The following is a 16,820-nucleotide window of genomic DNA, read 5'->3' as shown; positions in this document are numbered from 1 at the left end:
ACAGCTCGGCGCAACGTTTACAACTAGTTCCCGCACCAAAATAAAATGCCGTTCAGTCGCTTAACTGAACGGCATTAGGGCTAAACACCCGGGATTTTTTTTCGCAAATCGAAGGCATCAAGGTCGGGGGCGGGAAGCGTTTCATTGGGTTGCACGCCCAGCAGCTTTAGAGCGTGCATAATGGCGGCTGACTCTCGGGTAAAATTGAGTTTGAAGGTTTCGCCTTCCATCGTGACCTGCGCGCCAGAGTGAACGCTTAAAGCGTGCAGCGCTATGTTGAGTGCGCGGGCGATTTCTCCATCGCGCGTCTTTTCATCGAAAATCGGATTCATAGCTGCCCCTGGGCTCGGCTCTCCTCGTAAGAAGCAGGCACCGTGCCGGGCGGGAAGGAACGCCTCACGTGCTTCGTCCTCGAACAATCCTTTTAGGGCTTTTCCCCGTCGCGTCGGTGTTTGGGTTCGTCGTGCTCCTGTCTGGTATGAGCGTAGCGACGATCCTCCTCGTGGGTATGGTGTGTGCGATCGCCGGGTTTGGAGCGGGTTTTCTCTCGCGCGGGCCGAAAAGCGAAGCGAACAACGGCGACTGGCGGGCAATGGTCTATAACCCGAAAGAGTTTAGACGGATCAAATAGCAAATAGGCGAAACGAACGAATTAGCAATGGCATACACGAACTCAGAAATAACGCAGCTCCTTCAAAAGCAAGCCGCACTGAATACCGCGATCGCCGAGGCTCGAGAAAAAGAAACGAGGCTCGCTTTGATCGAGATGGTGCAAAAGATGCGCGAATACGACATCAGTCTGCATGAACTGATGGGTCGAAAGCTGGGCGAACCGGCGGCGGCTCTGCAGAAGTATCGCGATCCAGTGACCGGCGCGACGTGGAGCGGCCGTGGGCGAGAGCCGCAGTGGATCGCGGGGCGCGATCGCGATCGATTCCTGACGAACGGTGGCAACACTGACGGGCCAGTTCAAGTTGCGCTGTTTCAGCAAGCACGCTGACCGCAGTCGGTCCCCAAGGCTTGATGCTATAGAGCAAGGTGAGTAACGGGGCGAGCCGCGCGCAACGAATTGGTGTCAGCAGCCGGTGCTCCGAGGTACCGAGTCGTTACCACGTTGGAGCTTGAGGCAGGCCTTCATTGAAACAATCTCGTTTCACCTGCGTTGATTGCGGCTGCTGCCAGCCCGTGCATCATCCTTGAGCCGATTATCTTTGGGAGGTCGGGCAATAGCTCCTTTTTGAGCTCAAGTACGCCCTTGGCGGTGTCACGACCAGCGCCTTCCAAAAAGGACTTTTCGAGGTCAAACCACATCAAGGTGACGTCGGTCCACTCGTCGCTTTCATAGCTTTTGCTCGAGGTAACTGCGATCACTCGTCCAAGACAGAAGCTTGCGGCGCCACGGCCCTCAATTGTTTGGCCATTCGTGCGGCGCCGAGCGGGGCCTCTCGTAGGGCTTGGGCGAGCTCATCCTCCCGTATGGCGTCAGCAACCTGACCGAACATCGATAATTCGCCCGCTTTCTTCGACATATCCGAAAACCGGGCGATCGATGCGAACGTAGGCAGCACCTGAGGGTGTCGCACCATCTCTCCGGCCAGCGCAAGGCCTTCGCGCGTGCGGTCGTCAAGAGCCGAAGATTTACTGCGGCTAGCTTTTCCCATTTTCGACTCGGAGTTGGCAGTGCACAGACGAACAGCATGCCACATCTGCTTGGCGGCCCGGATGGCCTGTGCATCCCTTTCAAGCCCAGGACTTTTGAGCGGCGATGGAGGAGCGCCGCTTGGCTCGCTAACGCGACGCGATGCGCGAGACTGTATAAATTGCTTAATACCTGTGAAGCAGTATAAGTTACCTTTGGTTCTGGTTACTATTTGGGAAACAAGGTGTGTAGGGGAGGCGGTATGGAAGCGGAACGCGAGGTTCTCTACAAGGGTTTTACGCTTTCGCCAGTCGCCGTCGATGATGGCGATTTTTATACCGCGATGCTGATTGTGCGAGCGCCCGGTGGAGAAAAGCGAGCGAGCGGTATGCTGGGTCAATTTCCCTGCGCTTTATCGGCGACCCAATACGCGCTTGCTTATGGGATGGCGGAGGTTGATCACCGGGAGCCGCCGATTTTGGATTGGCCGGTCAGGATCCGCGTACCGCTTGCAGGGCGCCGCTTAAGAGCTTATTGACCGAAACGATGCTGGGTCGCTTCCCGCCTGCGACGCTCCGTCCGTATCTCGCTAACTTCTGCCGCATCGACCACCCGGTTGCGGCCGCGCTCCTTCGCCCGGTACAGCGCAGCGTCTGCGAGGTTGAGCAGCGCCGGCGCCGAATCCGGCGACGTGGGGAGCGAGCACGCAAGACCAATCGATACTGTCACCGGCGCACCGTTTGAGGATGCTGACGGGATGCCAAGTGTTTCGATCGCGGACCTCAGCGACTGCGCGACGCCCAGTCCTGCCGTTGCCTTACAGGCCGGGAGCACCACGACGAACTCTTCGCCGCCGTAGCGCGCCACGTAGTCGCTTTGCCGCCGCAATGTGGTCGAGAGTGTGCGCGCGACCCGGCGCAAGCAGTCGTCCCCGGCAAGATGCCCGAAGGTATCGTTGTATTGCTTGAAATGATCAACGTCGATGAGTAAGACGCAAAGCGGCTGGTCGCTGTCAGATGCGAACGAAAAATCGCGCGGGAATCGATCGTCGAAGTAGGCGCGGTTGAAGACCCCCGTCAGGCCATCGCGCGCCGACGTCTCCACCAGTCTTTTATGTGTCTCGGACAGTCGCCGGTATAGGCCGGTCGTCTCGTAGATCAACATCCCGAGGACTGCACTCGACGAAATCATTGACGCTGCGCGCGCCGCGTACCAGCCCACGCTGTAACGCGCCCCGGCAGACAACGTGAGCGTCACATCGATAAGCGTGCCGAGGAGCGCGACGGCGAGCCACAAGTCCATCAACGAGCGCAGTCGAGTCGTCGATACATGCAATCCGAGCGCTGCGAGGCAAATCGCCTCCACGACGATCCCGGCCGGACTGCTGGACAACTGCGCGTACGAACCGGAGGCTGCGACAAAGGGCGGGAGGTGCGCTTGCCCGGCGGTGGCGAGCGCGCAGAGGCTCAGCGCTAGCGCGACACAGGCTAATGCGACGGCTCTGCCCCGGGCGAGGCGGCTCGCAGTGGAGGGAACGGTTCGCGAAAAAAGCGAAGCGGTTATCAGCGCCGGAAAGCCGCCATGCCAGAACACCCAAATCCACACCGCCGTCTGAGGCCCCGCGCCAAGGAGGCCGGTAGGGGAAAACACGCCCGGAAAGACGAGCAACTGGATGGCGGCGATGACACTCGTGAACGCATATGCACCGCTTAGTGCAGCGAAAAGCAGCCTGCCCGAGACGGCGAACTGAGTCCACAACAGCAATGCTGTCAGGCCCTCGGTCAGCGTCACCCATGTCGCGAACACAGGCAGGAACCGGCCCAGGACTTTTCGCATACGGCCAGACAAAGACGGCGCCACTCATTGCGAGCAAGGCCACGACCGCCGCCATAACTCGATGCCGGAGGGTGGATGGCAGGTGAATCAGCGTTGTGTGCATTTGGTAAGCGTGCAAATGCGGCCGGTCGCCGCCGTCGCCCTTAACAATTCATCAGAAGTTTCCGCTTTTACGGTCGGAGCGCTGGCTTCTTGAGAGCGCCGCCAGCACAATGCGCGCCGGGGTTGGCTTAGCCGTTGCTATTGGCTAGATGGCAGGCAACATTAGAAAAGTTCGATGCCATGAAAGTTACGATCGTTTCCTATGGCGCTCCTCCGCCGGGGCATGAGGAGGACATGCGCAGGTTCTGCTTCCAGACGGAAGACGGCCCGAGCCCGCCGAGACGTCACTCAATCTCCCTGCGCACCGCCCGAGTCATACTGGAAAGCAACCCTCCCGACGACGCGCTTACCAAAATGCTGCGCGCTATCGTGAGCACTGCCAGCGGGGACTACGACGGCCTTATTGGAAAAACCTACACAGACAACGGTGACGTCCCCTATGCGCGAAGACGTAGAAACGATGAAGGTCGAGCACGGTGATTGGACCATCGACTCGCGGTCACAACAAATGGGCCACGATTGGCATTCGTGGTGCGAGATTGAACGCCGGCCAACGGACGACGGGGTCGATGGGAAAATTTTCCATTTCTTCGATATCGGCTACTTCGACACGCAGCGGGCGGCTTACGAACGTGCCGTCTCACGGGCGAAGGCGTGGATAGAGGACAACTTCTGATGCGGGCGGGCTGCGGCGCGCAAGGAGTTTGCGGTCCACTTGCCACTTAACCTTCGGGGTGCCGATATGACGGTCAGTGATAAACGGGTGGATGAGGTCGTCGTGCGGCCAGACGAGCACGCGGGATGGCGTGTTGAGGTCCCGGACAAAGACCGACCGCAAGGCGTCTTTGTGACGATCGTGGCCGACAGTGAGGGCGCACTCAAGATCGCCGCGGATATGTATCCGACAGCGAAGATCCAAGTTGTCGACAGTCCTCCAGAGACATGAAAACGCGCTCGAGGGGCGCCACGGGCCGCGGCCGCGCTGAGCCGCTTCCGGAATCGATCTCTCCGCAACTCGCCACGCTCGCTAGCCGACCGCCTGCGAGCGGCGACTGGCTATGGGAGATAAAGTTCGACGGCTACCGGGTGATGTGCCGGATAGAGAGCGGGCAGGCGAAATTGACCACGCGTGGCGGACACGACTGGACCGAGAAGATGGGCACGCTCGCGACTGCCGTCGAGCAAATGCCGGTCGACAATGCGTGGTTGGACGGAGAGGTGGTGGTGCTCACCGAGACCGGTATTCCCGATTTCAACGCGTTGCAGAACGCGTTCGACCGACGCAGCACGGCGCAACTGACCTTCTTCGCGTTCGATATCCCCTTTCTCAACGGACGTGACTTGCGCGAGGCGCCGCTCTCCCAGCGCAGAGAGCTACTCGGCGAGTTGATCGCCACGACGTCGAGCGAGCGCGTGCGCTTCAGTGAGTCATTCACAGAGGATCCGGAATCGCTGCTCGCTTCGGCGTGCCGAATGCGCCTGGAAGGGATCATCGGCAAGCGTGCGGATGCGCCGTACCGCTCCGGCCGCTCAACCGACTGGATCAAACTCAAATGTCTGCAGCGCCAGGAGTTTGTCGTCGGCGGATACACAGTACTCACGGGCGCAAAGAGCGGGATGAGATCGCTAATGCTCGGCGTGCACGAGCGAGACGGCAGCCTACGGTTCGCCGGCACCGTGAAGGCGGAACTTAGACCGCGCCCGCTTGCTGAACTCGAGAAGAAAGCGGTTGCGCTGATTCGCCGTAAGCCGCCTTTTTACAACCCGCCTCCGCGCGAGAAAGATCGCAACTTCGTGTGGCTGGAGCCTCAACTCGTCGTTGAAGCGTCGTTTCTCGAATGGACGCCGTCGGGCGAGGTTCGTCATCCCGTATTTCAAGGCATGCGGGACGACAAGCCCGCTGCGGCCGTGACGGAAGAGGCGGTCGTCGACGTGGATGAACCAGAGAGCTTGCCTCAGGCGACAGGAACGACGCGCGTGTCGCCCGGCCGCGCGGGAGCGCTCGTTATCGCAGGTTTGAAGGTCTCCAACGCCGAGCGCATCATCGATGACGTCACGCGCATGAAGAAAATCGACCTTCTTCGCTACTACGATGAGATCGCCGAGTTCGCGTTGCCTTACCTGAAGGATCGGCCTGTGTCGCTGGTACGCGCACCCGAAGGCATTCACGGGGAGTTGTTCTTCCAGAAGCACGAGGAGCGTTCGAAGATTCCGGGGATCACACGACTGCCATCTGAGATCCACCCCGGCCACCCGCCGCTGCTGGTCGTCGACAATCACGAAGCGCTCATCGGTCTCGCACAGATGAACGTGGTCGAGCTGCATAGCTGGAACGCTGTTCAGCCGGACCTGGATCACCCCGATCGCTTCATCCTCGACCTCGACCCGGATCCCGAGTTGTCATGGCAGATGATGATCGATGCGGCGACGCTCTCGAAGGTGTTGCTTGATGAGATCGGACTGAAGAGCTTCATCAAGACGAGCGGCGGCAAGGGCTTTCATATCGTCGTGCCGCTCACGCGCAGGCAGCAGTGGAACGAAGTGAAAGACTTCTCGCACGCGGTCGCTCGCTACATGGCGCGGCTGATGCCCGAGCGCTTCTCGGCCGTCCTCGGACCCAAGAACCGGGTGAAGAAAATCTTCATCGACTACCTGCGCAACAGCAAAGGGGCGAGCACGGTCGCCGTGTTCTCAGCGCGGGCCCGAACCGGCATGGGGGTGTCGATGCCTATTGCGTGGGACGAGTTGAGCGATATTGGCCGCGCCGATCAGTGGTCGATCAAAACTGCCGCACAGCGCATGCATTCGCTGCGTAGCGATCCCTGGGACGGATTCCACCGGACGCGGCAAGGCATCACCGTGGCGGTGCGAAGGGCGGTCGGCCTGCGCTGACGCTCGCGGACTGAGATCTAGCTTTGCTTCTTGGTCTTGTGGTGACGCTTAATAGGGGGCGTCGAGTGCTTGCCGGTCGGCGCGGGCGTGCCTGTCTCGCCGTTCCCGTTGGGCGTGGCGATGCCGACACTTCCTCGACCTGCCCCATTTCCGCCGGGGACGCCGCCGGCGTTGCCTTGGGCGAGGGCGCCCGTCGAAAGGCCCCACGCAAGGGCCGTCGTCACAATGCATTTCGCTGCTGTATTCATCCTGTTCCTCAGTCTGTGGTTCACGCGTGGGCCGATAAGGTCGTTCGATCCCGCCGGGCGCGCTCATCGCAATCGCTGGTCCCGGTGGGACGCCCGCATCTTCGCGCAGCATTAGAGACGATCAACATGACACGCTTGCGACGACGGCATGACGTATGCGAGACCGTCCGAGTCGCGCGAGCCAGGGGGTTCGCAAGATATCGTTATCGGAGGCAACGATGAAAAGCATGACCGCAAAAGTTTTAGCTTCGGCGCTCGCGATGGCGCTGTCGGTGGGCGCGTACGCGCAGGGTGGCGGGGCCGGTGGTGGCGGCGCAGGAGGTGGCGGCGCTGGTGGCGGCAGCTCAGGCGGCGGGATGGCGGCTGGGGCCGGCGGTGCGACCGGTATGGGCGCTGGCGCGGGCGGTGGTGGTGCTGGCAACCCGGGCGGTGCAGCAGGCGGTAACGCAGCCGCCGCCGGCGGCATGACACAGAGCACCGGCACCGGCGCTATGACAAACGGCTCGTCAAACCGGTCAAACGGTAGTGCAACGCATAAGGGTACTGGCTCGCACGACGCCAAGGGTACTGGCGCGACCGGTTCAACGCAAAACAGCCAATAGTTGAAGTGTCGCATGGGCCCCGTCCGATGACCGGCTGGGGTTCCTTTTTTAGCGGCGAGGATAGCGCGTCGCTAACCGCGCCGTCCAATGCAGGGCGGCCCTGATGCATGAGTTGTCGCAAGGGCACAGTCGTTGCTCCCACAAGGTTATTGCAACGATCGTTGCAACCGACAATCAGGGAGCATAGTCATGCCAACAGTAACTTCGCAGGGCACCGTCGTAAAACGCACTCCGGTGGATTGGGTTGCGGGCGCACTGGTCATTATCGGCGCGTTGAACTGGGGCCTTGTCGGTGCGGCTCAGTTCGATCTGGTCGCCGCAATCTTCGGGGCGGGCACGGTTGCCGCAAGGATCGTATATGTGCTCGTGGGGCTCGCCGGGGTCTACATGCTGGTTCGCGCATTTGTGCCTTCCCGCGGACACCAGCTTGCATCCTGACTAGATGCATTAGTTGGCGCCCCGCCTAGGGCTTGCCTGACCGGGACGTCGACAACAATCTGGGGGCGCGGGCGCGCATTGTCGAGTTCGTCTTTTGGCAGGCAAACGCCTACGACATCACCATCGGCACAACAACGGCCGACGACCGCGTGCCCCGCCGTTGGAAGGGGCGATTGCGACTGGCCTTGCGCCCGAGAAATTCAATCTGGTTTATGGAGGCGAAACGCAAGAGCACATTGGCGTCTGCAAACGCATGCTCACGGAAAAACCCAGCACGAGTCCCCGATACAGTAACGTAGCAGCACGCCGATGCTGGTCACCCCAGACGTCCTGCGGAAAATACAACGACGCCTTCCTGGTTCAGTGCGGCATCGCTCGGCTCAACAATTGAGCACTCGAGTTCGGGATAAGAGAGCCTGCGATAAATGCTGGTTTCCATCAGTTCACCGCGGAACCGCCGGTAGAGCAGGCGGCCAGCGAAGTAGTAGTGGGGGTCGAGCACAGACGGCGGGCTTGCTGGGACGGTTCCGTGAAATGTCGTTCGGGTGTCCGCCGCAAAGGTCGTCCAGAGCTCGCTTCTCGCCGGCAGCATGGTGCCGGGCTTCACCGCGTCGGTGACGGCGTATCCCCAGCCCGCTTTCGGCAGCGCGTGCCGTGCGCCGATGTAGGTCCGCTTGATTTCAAACGCGCTACTGACGACCTCCAAACCCCAGTCGCATCGATTCTCCAAGACGAACGTCACCCTCGCCGGGGAACCTGGGATGATGCGGGCCTTGCTGATCGCAATTGACAGTTGCCGCGCGTGCGTCGGTGGGGTCGACTCGTCGTCGGTCACCGGTTCACTGAATTCTTGTTGGCACGCATTCGTGCTGGTACCAGTAGTCAACGAGTCGCTGCGCCGCCTGCAGGTCCTCGGGATAGTATGGGTCGTACCCAAAGGGCGATGGGTCGTATCCGGCTTTTCGCAACGCCGCTAACTCTGACTGGTGCTCCGCCATCGTGGGGCTTGCGTTCGTCCTCAGCGCCGTCAGGTCATGGCACTCGCGGTCAGTCAGGTACCTGCCTGGCGGCGGCATCTCCCCGACGGCGCAACCGCCGAGCAGAGATGCTGACGCGAAGGCGATCAGCCAGCGTTTGCGGGTTGTGCCCATAATCCGAAATTCAATTAGTCGCCGCTACCAAGCTCGCTGTGCTTGTGTGAATGCGTGGCTGCATGGACGAGTTCGTAGTGAGCGCCCTTGCCGCTTCGGGTCGGCGGGAAATGCTCGCCCTCGACGCACGTCACCTCGAAGCCGGAGCCGCCGTCGCCTTCCTTCACAACCTAGTAGATGCCCGACGTCTGAACTTTCTCGCCCGGCTTGTGCTGCTCTGCCATGGGTTCCTCCGCGCTTTCGTTCATAACGTGGAAAGAGCAAAGATTGTTCCGGCCCGTTTACTTCCGGCTGAGATAGCGATTGAGGAGGGGCGTGGCGCTGGCGCCGTGGATGAACACCGACGAGACGATTGCAGTGAGCAGGATTGGCAGGAGCGGCCCAACGCGGTCGTGCCCGGCCTGTTCGAGGGAGAACAGCAAGTAGTAGAACGCGCCGACGCCACGCAGGCCCAACCATCCAGTTAGAACCCGCTGATGGCGGTCCATCGACGAGCCAATCAGGGAGAGGGTGCTGCCGAGCGGCCGGGCCACAACAAACAGGAAAAGAACCGGCCAGACAACGGACCAATGAATGAGATCCCGCCAATGCGCAGATAGCACGCTGCCGATGATGACCATCAGGCCCAGTTCGACAAAGTGTTCAATCTCGACCGAGAAGCCCATCATGTTTTCCGCGATATACGCATGAGCCAATTCCGGATCTTTGGCGGCTTCCTCCCGCTCGCCCCGCTCGACTGATTCCAACACCTCGCTTGGCGGTTTGTCACCCGTGGCCTTCATTTCCTGCCGCCGCAGCGCGACGCCGGCGGCGAAGACTGCAATGAAAGCGTAGCCGTCGACGATCAGGGTCGCACCGTAGGCTAAGGCAACAAGCCCAAGTGCAAGAAAGCCTTCGAGACCCAGCGCATGGTCGTACTTCGTGCGCAGTTTCGTCACCAGCACGACCACACCGGTGCCCAACGCCCAGCCGAAAAAGAGTGCGCTGGCCAGGCCCCACGCGATCGCAAGGGCGAACGTCCACGGATTGTCGCTGCCAAGACTGCTGACTCCGCAGATTGCGAGAGCAATGTAGACCATTGGAGAGGCCGCACCGTCGTTGAGTCCGCCCTCCGACGACAATGCGAAGCGCAGCGGCTCATCGTCGCCTGCTTCTTCGACCCGCAATTCGTTGGCCAATACTGGGTCCGTGGGCGCGAGCGCGGACGCCAGCAGCAACGCCGGGCCTGCGGCGAGCCCGAGACCCCACCGCGCGGCGGCGAACATGACCGCGATGGTAATGAGCATGGCCGGCCCGGCGAGGCGTAAAGTCAGTCGCCAAAGCGGCCGGGAAAGCTCGACGCGCAGGTACATCCCGATGGCGAATAAAGACACCACAAGTCCTGCTTCGGTAAGCGTACGAAGCAGGCGCACGTCGCGCTCGACGTCGATCGTCAACAGTCCAGCACACGCCGGACCGAGGAGGAAGCCGACGATGAGGTACACCATTGCGCCGGTCATCGGCAGCCGCTCAACCAGTTTGCGGCCGAGCGCCATCAGCACCATCAACGCCCCAACGATCAGGAACCAAACGGCTTCGATCGTCATCAGCGTCTCCTAGAGCTTCTGCAGTCTGCGGAACTGGTTGAAGTGGCGGATCGCGAGAGTAGCTTCGCCCAGTTCTTCATGGATGCGCGCGGCGTTGAAATGGGCATCCGCGAAGTCGGGGTCCTGTTCAATGCAACGCTCATAGAGCTGCAGTGCCTCACGGAACCGGCCGGAATCTTCGAGCGCCACCCCAATGTTGAAAAGCAGCACCGGGTCGTTCGTCCGGTATCGCAGCGCGTCACGGTACACCGCTATCGCCTCGTCGAACCGCTCGCTGTCCATCAGGATGCCGCCGAGGTTTAGCGATGCGTCGGTATAGTCGGGCGCGCGTTCTAGCGCTTTCCGATAGGCCGCTTCTGCGGCGTCGAGGTCGTCGTCCTCTAAAGCGCGCGCCTGCCGAAACAGGTGGACGGCTTCTTCACGCGCCCGCTGCTCGCGCGGCGCTTGAATGGAAGCGACGTTTCCCGACGCCTGTGGCTGCTCGAAATCCAGCAGTAATTGGCCGGTTTCCGCATCCCACTGGCGGCTCGCCTCATCACGCACCGCAACCCGATCGCCGACTGCAGCAATGCGCACGCCAGTGAGCGATCCTTCATGCGCCCAGCTCTTCTGGAGGTGATCGAGTGCGCGGACGATCTTCATGGGCGAGACACCCGCGACTCGGAGTGCGTGCGCGGTCCTGAGCATGACGATGTCCTGGAAGGTGAAGCGCCGCTCGCCTCTTCCGCCGCTCACCGGGGACACGAAACCCGCCGTGATCAGCCGTTCAACCACGCTGCGCGACACACCGAGCATGCGCTGCACATCGCGAAGGCTGTATCCGTCGTCTTGCATATCACCGTTTCGTGCCCGTCTTGCGCGCCGGTGCCGGTTGGTCCTCCGTGGCCGCACGGCGCACGGCACGGCGCTTGGACGCCGAGGTAGCTTCGGCTGCTTCTTCCGCTGGCGCCGCGGTGCGCGCGCTCTTGCGTGACGCTCGCGGTGCGGCTGGCTGTTCGGCTGGCCGTTCGACAGACGGCTTTTTCTTCAAACTCGCCCGGAGTGCTTCGACGAGATCGATCACTTGCGCGCCGGGTTGTTCGATGGCGGGCGCGGCGGTGATCTTGTTGCCCGCGATCTTCTTGTCGATCTCGGCGAGGATGCGCTCCTTTTCTTCGTCCTTGTACGCGGCGGCGTCGTAGCTGTCGACGCGGTACTGCTCGATCAGTTGCTCGGCGAGTTGTAGTTCCGTCGGCTGAATATCTGTCTCTTCAATGCCGATATCGGCCTGCGAGCGAACCTCATCGGCGTAGAGCAGCGTTTGGAGGATCAAGCCGTCGTTGCCGGCGCGCACCTGCACCATGTGCTGCTTGCCCTTCCACGTCCAACGGGCGACGGCGCACGTGCCGCTGTCTTTCATGGCTTCCTGGAGCAGCCGGTACGGTTTGCCGCCGCGCTTGTCGGGGGCCAGGTAGTACGGCTTGTCGAGGTAAATTGGGTCGATCGCATCGGTCGGGACAAACGAGACAATGTCGATTGTGTGGCTCGCGCTCGCTTCCAGCGCTTCCAATTCCGACTTCTCGAAGATCACGTACTTCTCTTTCTCGAACTCGTAGCCCTTGACCATGTCGGCGCGTTCGACGACTTTTCCGTCGTGGGGGCAGACATACTGCTGCTTGAGCCGGGTGCCGCACTCTTTGTGCATCAGGTTGAAGCCAACGCCAGACTTGCTCTCGGTGGCCGTGTAGACCTTCACCGGCACGGAGACGAGACCGAAACTCAGCGTCATTGAAGCGATCGAGCGGGCAGCCATACGAACCTCTCGCAGGTTATCTGGCCGGCCACATCTCGCCGCGAGTGTGCGGCGCAACGGCTAGGCGGCATGGCCAACGGCACGATTCGTGCAAAATAGGTGCCACGGCCCGAGGCAGGCCCGGGACCCGATAGATCGTTGGGCGGCGTCAGATGGCGCTCCGGCAACCCGCCCGTTTCGGCAAAAGAGAGGGAAAAGTGTGCACCAGCTACGAGTCTAATCCGAAAGACCGCTTCGACGTCTTCAGCCTGTTCCCGGTGCCAAACTTCGACTACAAGCCGGAAATCTACAAGGACTATGTCGCGCCGATCTTCCGGCGCATCGACGGTGAGTATTTGACTGACCCGGCCACGTTCGGCATGGTCCCGCGCAAATTCATCCCGCAGGGGGTGAAAGCGTTCGACACGATGAACGCGCGGTCGGAGTCGGTTGGGCAGAAGACGAGTTTTCGCACGGCGTGGAACAAGCTGCAACTCGCCCTGATCCCCTGCCGCCGGTTCTACGAGCCAGACTACGAGACGGGCAAGGCAGTGCGCTGGCGCATCGGCATGGCCGATGGCGCTCCGCTCGCGATCGCTGGGTTGTGGCGGGAATGGAAAGATCCTGCCGACGGTTCAACGAGCCTGTCGATGACCATGTTGACGGTCAACGCCGAAGAGCACCCGTTGATGAAGCGTTTCCACAGGCCCGGATCGGAGAAAAGATCGGTGGTCATCATCCCGCAGACCGGATACGAGGACTGGTTGTCTTGCAAAAGCACGGACGAAGCGCGGTCCTTCCTGCAGCTTTATCCGGCCGACGCGATGCACGCGGAGCCCTTTCCTCTGCCGCCACGAACGGCAAAGCCGAAGGCAACGCCTAACGTTGACTTGGCGCAAGCATCTCTTCTTGCGGACGACGGCGGCTGATCGAGGGCAGAGATACCGGTCTGGACAACAGGAGAAAGGCTATGCCTACTTATCGCGGCATATGTTCGGCCGGAAGCCGGTTCTAACGGCGTCGGCATGCTGCTGACGACGCAAGAGCATTCCACTTTGACCGACGACGAACTGATGGTGGTCGCCCGTCAGGTGGCGGCCGCCAACGACGTGGAAGGGGGAAATTGTCATCGGCGGCTGGAGGGAGTAATGCAACAGAGGCGTCGCATCGTCGATTGCACGTGAAGCAGTTAGGCGGGCGTGCGTTTGACGGTGATGCGGTACTCTGCGCCGCGGCTGTCGGTCGCAATGGCGGTCGCAGCGTTGAGCGGGACCGTTGTGTCAACGTGCTGCTGCCAGCCCGAATCATCTAAATCAATGACGACATGCGCCGTATTGTCGGAATTGAGCGCAACGACATTAGCCACTAGCGTGAATTGGCGGTGTCCGTCGCTGCTCTGCTGGATTCTCCAACGGCCGATCAAATCCTTAGTGGCATATGACGCTTCGAGAGCTTTGGCCTCGTTGTATTTTTCGACATTGACAGTGGCCAGAGGCGCGATCGCATCCTGCCACTTGGCGTTGGCGCAAATGACTGATCGATGCGATGCGGCATCGCCGAGCGCGCCATTGTTCTCGTCGGGGCATTTTGCGCCCATGACCTGCTGAGCATGCGCGGTTCCGAGCGTCGCAAGAATCGCCCATACTGATGCAAGTAGTTTTGCTTTGTTCATTTCGATTTATTTCCCGTAAATGAGATCCCCGGCTCTGCGGCCGCGACCAACGCACTTGCGGATGTCGATGTCGAGGCCACACCAACCGACGCGGGCCGCTCGCAGCATCGTTTGCTAGTCGAATTCCGGGTCAACGATGTAGCCGCCACCGCGGCCAGCAACTGCGATCGGGCGCGCTCGAAGCGAATACTTGAATGTCTGCCACGTAATCCTTCGACGTAGCAGAAGTCGCCCGACGTTGAATGCGTAACGGACGATCACGCTCATCCCAGAATGGCGACCGACGTGAAGCTCCTGCCCCGGCGACGGCCCCATGTCGTTTCTCAGGCCCGGCTGCCGAGCGCGCGCTCGATCTTACGATCGGTCTTGTACTGGCCGAGTGCAAAAACGGACCAGATAGCGGCGGGGATCCAGCCGATCAGCGTGATCTGCAGAAGCAGGCAGATGATTCCGGCGATCGGACGGCCGATCGTGAAAAACTGGAGCCACGGGATGATGATGGCGAGAAAGAGGCGCATGTTGAATTCCTTGATGGTTCGATGAGACCGCCGGTATAACGGCTCAACTAAGCAAATCCTTAACGGGGCGGGAGTGCGTCTTGCCTTCCGCCCCAACTTGATCAGTTGACGACAAGAGCGCCGCCGTTCCCCAGGCCGCCCTTGACGTTCTGCGCGCGGTACTGTCGAACTGCGCCAACGAGGTTGTTGAGCGAGTCGGTGAATGCGGCTACGACGACTTTGCCCTGCGCGGTCCGTGCGTAGGCACCGCCGCCCGCAGCGCCTGCGCCGCCCAAGCCGCCGGCGAACACGCCGGAGAGCATGCCGAAGTCGACGTTGCGCGCCGAACCTTCGGCGGCCGCCAGTTGCACGCTGGAGCGGTTGTCGACGAGCGTCAGCATGGTCGACGCTTCCTGCGCCTTCATCGTGCCAGCGGCACCGGCAAGCACACCGCCTACCACGGGCACGAATGCGAGGAGCCCCGCTGCGCCGCCGCCCGCGTCGCGGTTGCTGAACGTCACGCTCGGGCTGATCGTGTAGTCGGCCGCGACCATCTGGCCTTTGTGCATCTTGGAGGTCTTGCGCAGTTCGCCCGATGCGTTCAGGGCGCGCTCGCCCATAGCCGTGCCGAGCGCGCGGCCGCGATCGACGATCACGAAGCAGTTGCTTTGCTGGACGAGCAGTTTCAGGACAGGCACCGTCGATCCGAGCTGGTATTGACCAGTGAGAAGGCCGTACCACGGGGCTTCCGTATCCTCGACGATGGCCACGGTGCCGAGCGGCGCCGGGCAGTGCTGCAGGCCTGCATTGGCGTTCTGCGACGCTTCGCCGGCAGCGGAACCGGTCGCCGCCGTCTTGGCGGATTGCGCGCCCGGCTGCATCTGTGAGCAAGCGGACAGCGCGAAAACGGACAGGGCGGCGATGCCGATCATTGTGAGCTTCATGGTTCCTCGTTGTAGTCGTGAATTCTTGATTTATGGCGCAACGGCCGATTGAGCCAGCAGCGGTTGCGCGGCCACCGCGCAGACGCTTTCATGAGCGAAAACAAGGCTACCGGCCGTGGGCGCGTCTTGGATTCGGAAAGACGCATGTTTTTGCGCGTCTTTCCGTTTCTGCGGTGTCTAACGCCAGCGGCGCTCGAGCGGGGTCACTCGCCACCACACGCCGTCAAGGCTCGACGCTTGAGCACGAACGCGACGCATCGCCCCGCGCTTCACCATCATCCCGCCGTCGTTGACGAACCCCATGCCTTTCAATGCCTCAGTGATGTATCGCTTTCTCAGCGTCGCGTAGATGCGAGTAATGACGACTTGCCGTCCGGAGAAGCCGCCACCTTCGGCGGGCAGTCGAAGCTGGTTCGGTCCCCTCGGATCACTTCGACATCTGCGCGGTTCGCCCGCACGAGAACGTCGCGCGACCCGTCTGTTTCGTCGAAGAGCCGTATGTACGAGCTTCCGCCGACCCCATGCCACACGGCGCGGGCGTCGCGCGTACCCCACTTATCGGTGGTCGGAAGCTTGCAGAACTGCACCTTCACACCGCTCGCCGTTGCGATCGCAACCAACTGCGTATGCTCAGCATCGGAAAAGATCACAACTTGGCCGGGCGCTGAGCGCACGCCGAGGTTCACCATCGACAAATTCAGGAGAGCGGGGCGGGTGGCGACGAGCGCGCCAAAAATGGCCACCGCCAAGAAGACCACCGTGAGACGAATATCGCGCTGCTGCACTTTGGACGGAACGATCAGCACGATGATTGCGGTGATGGCGCCTACAGCAGCAAAGAACATAAGGGTCGCGTGCATGCGGGCGTCGGGGGACTGGTCTCTGACAAAAACGAGCAGATAGGCAAGGGGGAGCGCCACGAGAAACGACATAAAAACCATCGATCCGCTATCGGCTGCGCGATGCAGCGAAGCCGCCGGCGGCTCCCCGCGCCGCTTGAGGCGGAAGTTGTTGGCGACAACGAGAAGCTTGAGCGCCCACAACGTCGAGAAGGCCCCGAAGCCGACGCCGATCAATGCTATGCAGGTGAATGAGAACGCGGCGGACGCCAAGAAGAACGCATCGCCCAGCGACAAACCCTCGGGCACGATGCTTTCGAAGTAGCAGTAGGCGACCAAGATCAGACCGCCTAAAAGGAGGACCGCTTTCCATGCGGCGGTGAATGCAGCTTGAATGACGTCGATGAGCGACTTGATCGCGTCGACGGGCTCTTTCTTCTTTGGTTCCATGCAAGACCTCGTTTAGGTAACGATAGCGACGCGAAACAGTCGCGTCATGAACAAGGCTAGAGAGCCACGCTCAAAGTCAAGGAAGTGACTTCCCAATTCTCAGGGAAGCCGCTGAGAGCACCCCTCCTGGCCCAGACGAAAAAGCAGAGGTGG

21 protein-coding genes are annotated in these 16,820 nt (G+C 61.2%); 8 read left to right on the top strand and 13 right to left on the bottom strand.

Annotated features, from left to right (window positions below; all coding sequences use genetic code 11):
* Positions 1 to 80: 80 nt before the first annotated feature.
* On the bottom strand, positions 81 to 332 hold the full coding sequence (locus NCS02_RS31285; RefSeq protein ID WP_250508068.1) for a hypothetical protein: 252 nt from the start codon (positions 330 to 332) through the stop codon (positions 81 to 83).
* A gap of 326 nt (positions 333 to 658) precedes the next feature.
* On the opposite strand from NCS02_RS31285, the gene NCS02_RS31280 reads away from it, so the two are divergent.
* Complete coding sequence (locus tag NCS02_RS31280) at positions 659 to 1,000, top strand: H-NS histone family protein (protein WP_250508067.1); 342 nt, start codon at positions 659 to 661, stop codon at positions 998 to 1,000.
* Between the two features lie 134 nt (positions 1,001 to 1,134).
* On the opposite strand, the gene NCS02_RS31275 is transcribed toward NCS02_RS31280, so the two are convergent.
* Together NCS02_RS31275 and NCS02_RS31270 are read right to left on the bottom strand one after the other, a co-directional pair.
* Entirely contained in the window at positions 1,135 to 1,371 is a 237-nt protein-coding gene (locus NCS02_RS31275; protein ID WP_250508066.1) for a hypothetical protein, read from the bottom strand.
* Positions 1,368 to 1,661, bottom strand: a complete 294-nt coding sequence (locus NCS02_RS31270) for a hypothetical protein (protein WP_250508065.1) — start codon at positions 1,659 to 1,661, stop codon at positions 1,368 to 1,370. Before NCS02_RS31270 ends, NCS02_RS31275 begins: the two co-directional genes overlap by 4 nt.
* A gap of 240 nt (positions 1,662 to 1,901) precedes the next feature.
* Between NCS02_RS31270 and NCS02_RS31265 the strand changes: the two genes are divergently transcribed.
* Positions 1,902 to 2,177 carry a hypothetical protein gene (locus tag NCS02_RS31265; protein WP_250508064.1) on the top strand — a complete coding sequence of 92 codons (276 nt, stop codon included), beginning with the start codon at positions 1,902 to 1,904 and terminating at the stop codon, positions 2,175 to 2,177.
* On the opposite strand, the gene NCS02_RS31260 is transcribed toward NCS02_RS31265, so the two are convergent.
* A complete protein-coding gene (locus NCS02_RS31260) occupies positions 2,171 to 3,430 on the bottom strand; it encodes a sensor domain-containing diguanylate cyclase (protein ID WP_250508063.1) in 1,260 nt (419 codons plus the stop codon). The genes NCS02_RS31265 and NCS02_RS31260 overlap by 7 nt on opposite strands.
* Before the next feature lie 586 nt (positions 3,431 to 4,016).
* Here NCS02_RS31260 and NCS02_RS31255 point away from each other — a divergent pair.
* The 4 genes from NCS02_RS31255 to NCS02_RS31240 all read left to right on the top strand — a co-directional run bounded on the left by NCS02_RS31255 (position 4,017) and on the right by NCS02_RS31240 (position 7,757).
* Entirely contained in the window at positions 4,017 to 4,253 is a 237-nt protein-coding gene (locus NCS02_RS31255) for a hypothetical protein (RefSeq protein ID WP_250508062.1), read from the top strand.
* A 66-nt stretch (positions 4,254 to 4,319) separates the two neighbouring features.
* Positions 4,320 to 4,523: a hypothetical protein gene (locus NCS02_RS31250; RefSeq protein ID WP_250523519.1), complete on the top strand. Its 204-nt coding sequence runs from the start codon at positions 4,320 to 4,322 to the stop codon at positions 4,521 to 4,523.
* Positions 4,520 to 6,469 carry a DNA ligase D gene (ligD, locus tag NCS02_RS31245; RefSeq protein ID WP_250508061.1) on the top strand — a complete coding sequence of 650 codons (1,950 nt, stop codon included), beginning with the start codon at positions 4,520 to 4,522 and terminating at the stop codon, positions 6,467 to 6,469. Before NCS02_RS31250 ends, ligD begins: the two co-directional genes overlap by 4 nt.
* Positions 6,470 to 7,508: 1,039 nt before the next feature.
* The gene (locus NCS02_RS31240; RefSeq protein ID WP_250508060.1) at positions 7,509 to 7,757 is read left to right on the top strand and encodes a DUF378 domain-containing protein; all 249 of its coding nucleotides are present in this window, start codon (positions 7,509 to 7,511) and stop codon (positions 7,755 to 7,757) included.
* Between the two features lie 316 nt (positions 7,758 to 8,073).
* Here NCS02_RS31240 and NCS02_RS31235 read toward each other — a convergent pair whose 3' ends face one another.
* The 5 genes from NCS02_RS31235 to ku form a co-directional block, all read right to left on the bottom strand.
* Entirely contained in the window at positions 8,074 to 8,592 is a 519-nt protein-coding gene (locus tag NCS02_RS31235; RefSeq protein WP_250508059.1) for a hypothetical protein, read from the bottom strand.
* A gap of 4 nt (positions 8,593 to 8,596) precedes the next feature.
* Entirely contained in the window at positions 8,597 to 8,908 is a 312-nt protein-coding gene (locus tag NCS02_RS31230) for a DUF4148 domain-containing protein (protein ID WP_250508058.1), read from the bottom strand.
* Positions 8,909 to 9,189: 281 nt separating this feature from the next.
* The gene (locus NCS02_RS31225; RefSeq protein WP_250508057.1) at positions 9,190 to 10,494 is read right to left on the bottom strand and encodes a cation:proton antiporter; all 1,305 of its coding nucleotides are present in this window, start codon (positions 10,492 to 10,494) and stop codon (positions 9,190 to 9,192) included.
* 9 nt (positions 10,495 to 10,503) lie between these two features.
* A complete protein-coding gene (locus NCS02_RS31220; protein ID WP_250508056.1) occupies positions 10,504 to 11,328 on the bottom strand; it encodes a tetratricopeptide repeat protein in 825 nt (274 codons plus the stop codon).
* 1 nt (position 11,329) lies between these two features.
* Complete coding sequence (gene ku, locus NCS02_RS31215) at positions 11,330 to 12,286, bottom strand: non-homologous end joining protein Ku (RefSeq protein ID WP_250508055.1); 957 nt, start codon at positions 12,284 to 12,286, stop codon at positions 11,330 to 11,332.
* 197 nt (positions 12,287 to 12,483) lie between these two features.
* Here ku and NCS02_RS31210 point away from each other — a divergent pair, with 197 nt between their 5' ends.
* Positions 12,484 to 13,194, top strand: coding sequence for an SOS response-associated peptidase (locus NCS02_RS31210; RefSeq protein WP_250508069.1), 711 nt, complete (start codon positions 12,484 to 12,486; stop codon positions 13,192 to 13,194).
* Between the two features lie 96 nt (positions 13,195 to 13,290).
* Positions 13,291 to 13,449: a hypothetical protein gene (locus NCS02_RS31205; RefSeq protein WP_159462575.1), complete on the top strand. Its 159-nt coding sequence runs from the start codon at positions 13,291 to 13,293 to the stop codon at positions 13,447 to 13,449.
* Between the two features lie 5 nt (positions 13,450 to 13,454).
* Here NCS02_RS31205 and NCS02_RS31200 read toward each other — a convergent pair whose 3' ends face one another.
* The 4 genes from NCS02_RS31200 to NCS02_RS31185 form a co-directional block, all read right to left on the bottom strand.
* On the bottom strand, positions 13,455 to 13,937 hold the full coding sequence (locus NCS02_RS31200; RefSeq protein ID WP_250508054.1) for a hypothetical protein: 483 nt from the start codon (positions 13,935 to 13,937) through the stop codon (positions 13,455 to 13,457).
* 323 nt (positions 13,938 to 14,260) lie between these two features.
* Complete coding sequence (locus NCS02_RS31195; RefSeq protein ID WP_239295530.1) at positions 14,261 to 14,455, bottom strand: YqaE/Pmp3 family membrane protein; 195 nt, start codon at positions 14,453 to 14,455, stop codon at positions 14,261 to 14,263.
* A gap of 101 nt (positions 14,456 to 14,556) precedes the next feature.
* The gene (locus tag NCS02_RS31190; protein WP_250520350.1) at positions 14,557 to 15,378 is read right to left on the bottom strand and encodes a CsgG/HfaB family protein; all 822 of its coding nucleotides are present in this window, start codon (positions 15,376 to 15,378) and stop codon (positions 14,557 to 14,559) included.
* A gap of 335 nt (positions 15,379 to 15,713) precedes the next feature.
* Positions 15,714 to 16,667 (bottom strand): hypothetical protein, encoded by a 954-nt coding sequence (locus NCS02_RS31185; protein ID WP_250508053.1) that lies wholly within the window; start codon positions 16,665 to 16,667, stop codon positions 15,714 to 15,716.
* Positions 16,668 to 16,820: the final 153 nt, after the last annotated feature.

This window comes from Caballeronia sp. NCF2 (assembly GCF_023631205.1).
Lineage (GTDB): Bacteria > Pseudomonadota > Gammaproteobacteria > Burkholderiales > Burkholderiaceae > Caballeronia > Caballeronia zhejiangensis.
The sequence above is the reverse complement of the archived record's forward strand: the minus strand, read 5'-3'. Positions and strand labels throughout refer to the sequence as shown.

Coding starts and splice junctions, on each gene's coding strand:
- NCS02_RS31220 (WP_250508056.1), bottom strand. CDS start 11,328: ATGCAAGACGACGGATACAGCCTTCGCGATGTGCAGCGCATGCTCGGT.
- NCS02_RS31230 (WP_250508058.1), bottom strand. CDS start 8,908: ATGGGCACAACCCGCAAACGCTGGCTGATCGCCTTCGCGTCAGCATCT.
- NCS02_RS31285 (WP_250508068.1), bottom strand. CDS start 332: ATGAATCCGATTTTCGATGAAAAGACGCGCGATGGAGAAATCGCCCGC.
- NCS02_RS31255 (WP_250508062.1), top strand. CDS start 4,017: ATGCGCGAAGACGTAGAAACGATGAAGGTCGAGCACGGTGATTGGACC.
- NCS02_RS31240 (WP_250508060.1), top strand. CDS start 7,509: ATGCCAACAGTAACTTCGCAGGGCACCGTCGTAAAACGCACTCCGGTG.
- NCS02_RS31270 (WP_250508065.1), bottom strand. CDS start 1,661: ATGGGAAAAGCTAGCCGCAGTAAATCTTCGGCTCTTGACGACCGCACG.
- NCS02_RS31200 (WP_250508054.1), bottom strand. CDS start 13,937: ATGAACAAAGCAAAACTACTTGCATCAGTATGGGCGATTCTTGCGACG.
- NCS02_RS31190 (WP_250520350.1), bottom strand. CDS start 15,378: ATGAAGCTCACAATGATCGGCATCGCCGCCCTGTCCGTTTTCGCGCTG.
- NCS02_RS31205 (WP_159462575.1), top strand. CDS start 13,291: ATGCTGCTGACGACGCAAGAGCATTCCACTTTGACCGACGACGAACTG.
- NCS02_RS31280 (WP_250508067.1), top strand. CDS start 659: ATGGCATACACGAACTCAGAAATAACGCAGCTCCTTCAAAAGCAAGCC.
- ku (WP_250508055.1), bottom strand. CDS start 12,286: ATGGCTGCCCGCTCGATCGCTTCAATGACGCTGAGTTTCGGTCTCGTC.
- ligD (WP_250508061.1), top strand. CDS start 4,520: ATGAAAACGCGCTCGAGGGGCGCCACGGGCCGCGGCCGCGCTGAGCCG.
- NCS02_RS31225 (WP_250508057.1), bottom strand. CDS start 10,494: ATGACGATCGAAGCCGTTTGGTTCCTGATCGTTGGGGCGTTGATGGTG.
- NCS02_RS31250 (WP_250523519.1), top strand. CDS start 4,320: ATGACGGTCAGTGATAAACGGGTGGATGAGGTCGTCGTGCGGCCAGAC.
- NCS02_RS31185 (WP_250508053.1), bottom strand. CDS start 16,667: ATGGAACCAAAGAAGAAAGAGCCCGTCGACGCGATCAAGTCGCTCATC.
- NCS02_RS31265 (WP_250508064.1), top strand. CDS start 1,902: ATGGAAGCGGAACGCGAGGTTCTCTACAAGGGTTTTACGCTTTCGCCA.
- NCS02_RS31195 (WP_239295530.1), bottom strand. CDS start 14,455: ATGCGCCTCTTTCTCGCCATCATCATCCCGTGGCTCCAGTTTTTCACG.